This window comes from Haladaptatus ordinarius (assembly GCF_054177595.1).
This window is the reverse complement of the sequence record NZ_JBPEHH010000196.1, coordinates 1-4,097: the sequence shown is the minus strand read 5'-3', so window position 1 is coordinate 4,097 and position 4,097 is coordinate 1. Positions and strand designations below refer to the sequence as shown.

Annotated in this window: 3 protein-coding genes and 1 pseudogene; 3 read left to right on the top strand and 1 reads right to left on the bottom strand. The window is 57.3% G+C overall.

Annotated elements, in window-relative coordinates:
* Positions 1–522: 522 nt before the first annotated feature.
* Together ACR3FF_RS26035 and ACR3FF_RS26030 are read left to right on the top strand one after the other, a co-directional pair.
* A complete protein-coding gene (locus ACR3FF_RS26035) occupies positions 523–2,085 on the top strand; it encodes an MFS transporter (protein ID WP_458190997.1) in 1,563 nt (520 codons plus the stop codon).
* 257 nt (positions 2,086–2,342) lie between these two features.
* Positions 2,343–2,909, top strand: a complete 567-nt coding sequence (locus ACR3FF_RS26030) for a flavodoxin domain-containing protein (protein ID WP_458190996.1) — start codon at positions 2,343–2,345, stop codon at positions 2,907–2,909.
* Between the two features lie 120 nt (positions 2,910–3,029).
* On the opposite strand, the gene ACR3FF_RS26025 is transcribed toward ACR3FF_RS26030, so the two are convergent.
* A complete protein-coding gene (locus tag ACR3FF_RS26025; RefSeq protein ID WP_458190995.1) occupies positions 3,030–3,464 on the bottom strand; it encodes a toxin-antitoxin system TumE family protein in 435 nt (144 codons plus the stop codon).
* A 242-nt stretch (positions 3,465–3,706) separates the two neighbouring features.
* On the opposite strand from ACR3FF_RS26025, the pseudogene ACR3FF_RS26020 reads away from it, so the two are divergent.
* A pseudogene (locus tag ACR3FF_RS26020) lies at positions 3,707–3,980 on the top strand (RNA-guided endonuclease TnpB family protein); the annotation flags it as partial.
* Positions 3,981–4,097 lie beyond the last annotated feature (117 nt).

Below are 4,097 nucleotides of genomic sequence, written 5' to 3'. Positions count from 1 at the left end.
GCCTCATTACGCACCAATCCGGACAGCGGCTGAATCAGGCGACTGATTCAGTCGCCTCATTCTGACTACTACGTGTCAGCAACTGGTCTCTTGAGCCAGAGTGGACAACTAGCGAGAGTGAGATCGGCTGCACCGAGAGAAGACTCAATTCAACTGCTTCACCGAAAACCTAGTCATGATGAGACGAGGAGATTCGTTGGCCACTCACGGTAGAGACGTTGAAACGCCAATCTACAACAGAATCGCTTAACTAGACAGTGCCCCTAAAGTAGTGATGACAATATCACATAATATTCTGGGATAACGGCGGTGAGAACTGTTGAACGACCGATTCAGCCGGACTCCGATAGAGGTTCGATCGGCACACAACGATCGAATTACGTCCATGATATTTGATGGTCAAAAGCGTTAGACCACTGTATGGCCCCAGATGAGTCTACTTCCAACGACAGTACTTCGTTCTCTGCGGATCCGAAGACGGGATTACAATACTGGGGGCCGGCGATCGCGGTGAACCTCTCTATGTTTATCGTGAGTATCAATTCGGCCCTCATGAACGTGGCGGTGCCTGCGATTGTGGCGGAGTTCGACACCACGGTCACCGTGGTTCAGGGGGCGATTGCGTTCTACTCGCTAGTGATAGCCGCGCTGGTTCTTCCCGGTGGCAAAGTGTCGTCCCTGTACGATATCAGGCGCCTGACGGCAGTTACATTGGTCGTCTATGGCGTCGGGACGCTGCTGGCGACCATTAGCTGGAACCCCATCGTGCTCTTCGTCGGCTGGTCGGTCATCGAAGGCATCGCGGCCGCCGTGTTGCTTCCCCTGACCTACACCGTACTGATGTACAGTTACGACGGGAACGACCGGGCGAAGACACTCGGACTGTTGGCTGGCGTGAGCGCGATCGGGGCGGTCGTCGGACCGATTATCGGCGGGGCACTGACGACCTACGCCAGTTGGCGGTGGGGGTTCGCGCTTCAGCTCGTTGTCGTGGCCGCGACCCTCTTCTTCGTCCGGTATCTCCAGCCGGGCCGACTGAAGGAAACGCGCGGATCGCTGGACGTCGGTGGGGCGGTTCTCTCCATCGTTGGTGCGACGACGCTCATCACGGGATTCCTTCTCAGCGGGAAGTACGGGTGGCTACTCGTGAGGCGACCGTTTTTCGTCGGCGATGTGCAGTTCAATCCGTTCGGCACGTCGCCGGCGATCTGGTTCCTTGGGGCCGGACTGCTCGCGTTCGCCGCGTTCGTCCAGCACGAACGTCGGATGGAACGCGCCGAACGGGAGCCGCTCGTTCCACTGGACGTGCTGACGAACGGACGTCTCGTATCGGGCGTCGTCACGTACAGTTTTCGCTCAGTCGTCATGGCCGGGTTCATGTTCATAGTCCCGGTCTACCTCCAGGCGGCACTCGGCCACACCGCCTTCGAAGCCGGGCTCGCGATGCTTCCGTACTCCCTCGCGACGCTCGTCTTCTCGTCGTTCACGACTGGCTGGCGTACGTATCTCTCGCCGAAGACGCTCGTCCAGGCCGGCATTGTGTTCATGGGCCTCGGACTGATGCTGTTGTATAGGGGGACGGGGCCTTCACAGACGATTGCCGGGATGATCGTCCCGATGACGCTCGTCGGAACCGGACTTGGGCTCCTAATGGGACAGATAGTAAATATGACGTTGTCCGCTGTCCCGACCGCGAACTACGCCGAGGCGTCCGGCGTCCTGCAAACGGGCAGCTCGATGGGGTTCTCCCTGGGGACGGCAGTTGTCGGTTCGCTCCTGCTTGGACGGTTCTACGGCAGCGTCGTCGACGGCGTCCTGCGTTCGCAGGACGTGACGATCTCGATGGAGCAACGGTACGAGTTGGTGATAGCGCTCGAAGACGCCGCGGAGACGGCGACTGAAGCCACGCAGCAGCAGTTCCTGAACCAACTCACACCTCTACAACGACAATTACTCGAAGGTATCTTTGAGGCCGCGATGTTCGACGCGCAGCAGGCGGCACTGCTCCTCCTCGTACTGTTCGTACTGCTCATGCTCGTCGCATCGACGTTCCTGCCACGGTTTCTGCCCGAAACCGAAGAGTGAGACACCACGCCCGTCAGGGTGTGGCATCCCGGATTCCGGTCAGGCCGTTAGCTCCGCTCTCCACCGGTCGATGACGTCGGCGACCGATTCCTTTCGGGCCGTGTTCAGCGGCACCAAGGTATATCGAGCGAGGTCACATCCTCTCGAATCTCACTTCTAGAACCCAACTGCTAACGAATATCCTATTTTCAATCAAAAACAGTTTCCAGTCTCAAAAAGAGGACTCCATTTTTGGTCGATGGAGCCGTATGTGATCTATGGCGGGGATCATCACTATTTTCGGGACTGGTGAGGGACAGACCGCGAAAGTGGCCGAGCGAATCGACGCCGAACTCAGAGCTCGCGACAACGAGACGACGACAGTGAACGTAAAGGAGATTGACCACAGCCTTAGCATCGACGACTTCGATGCCGTACTGGTCGGGGCGTCGATCCACATGGGCAAACAGCAAAAGGCGATCCGCAAGTTCGTCAAAGCCAACCAGGACGTCTTGGCGAGAAAGCCGAACGGCTTCTTCCAGGTCTCCGGATCGTCCGGGGAGGGAACCGAGGAGGGTGCGGCGGAGGCAGCGCGGTACGTCGATGAGTTCATCGAGGCCACGAACTGGCATCCGGATCGGATCGGCCTCTTTGGGGGTGCGCTGCGGTTTTCAGAGTACGGGTTCCTGATGCGTGCGCTGGTTAAATTCGTCGCCCGAGTGGAATCATCGGGAGAAAATCCCCTGGCCGACGTCGAGTACACCGACTGGGAGGAGGTTGAGGCGTTCGCCAACGAGTTCGCGACATTCGTTGAGCAACGGTTGGGCGAGACGGATGAGGATTGAACGGTATCCATGACGAATATGCACCCATCCCTTCTCGCGATCGTTGCGTGGTGAGAGATGTCGCCATCAGTCGGTGGGCTTTCACCTCGCTACCGCTGTAACAGTTCACATGTATCGCTATTACATGCCGTGGCGTTCTCGTACTCGGTCGCCAATCCAGTCAAGGACAGCAAAGAGAACGTCCAGATGGTGATCGGCATCGAGTGGCGATGGCTCAACGGTATCTTCCGCAGTCGGTGGTGGATGGAAGTGTTCATTCGGCGCGTTTGGTTTGGGGTGACGATCCCATCGACATTGCCACGTCTTGTCTGCAGATATCTCAAGGTAGTGGACTGAGTAGTCCCCACCTTCGAACCAGCGAATATCGACGCGAACGTCATCAACCGCCGCTGGATACTGCTCCGAGTCCACTTGGAGTTCGAGAACGCGCGGCGTGATCGAATCCGGGCGGAACTGCCAATCACTGACCAGTGGATGCGTGGCTGCCCGCTGTGCAAGCACCGTGAGTGTTGGAATATCGAGTGGCCCGCTCGGGCCTTCAGGGCGATCTGTCACGATTAGCTGAATGCAGGCGCTAAGCCCCCGTCCTCATCTGTTCGTACATTTCTGTTGCAGGCCCACAGGCCCACGCAATCGGCACGTTTATAGTGCATAGCGTGCATTGTGTGCATACGGTGAAACGGAAGACTATCACCATCCGCGAAGACCAAGACGAGTGGATTGAGGACCAGCACCTCAATCTCTCGTCGTTCATCCAAGAGAAGATAGACGAACTCATTGAGGAGCGCGAATAGCGGATGTACTACGCCTACAAATATCGGCTCAAGCCGTCCGACGCTCACCGTGAGGAGTTGGACCACCACCGCGATATTTGGGCAACAGTACAACCACACGCGCTACCGCCTCAACGAGTACCGAGAGAACCACGGCGAACTGCCGTCCATAACCACGCTTCGGTCGGAGTTACCAGACCTCAAGCAGTGGTGGGACGGCCTCTCAGACGTGTATTCAAAAGTCCTTCAAACCGTCGTGGAGCGTCTATTCGACAATCTGAGTAGCCTTTCCACACTCGCTAGTTGTCCACTCTCTCGATAACTGCATCGGCAAAAGCTGCGCCTCACACGGTAAAGACCGCGAAATGAGACGAAGACTGTCTTGGATGCTGGATAGGGCGTGAATATGTTGAAT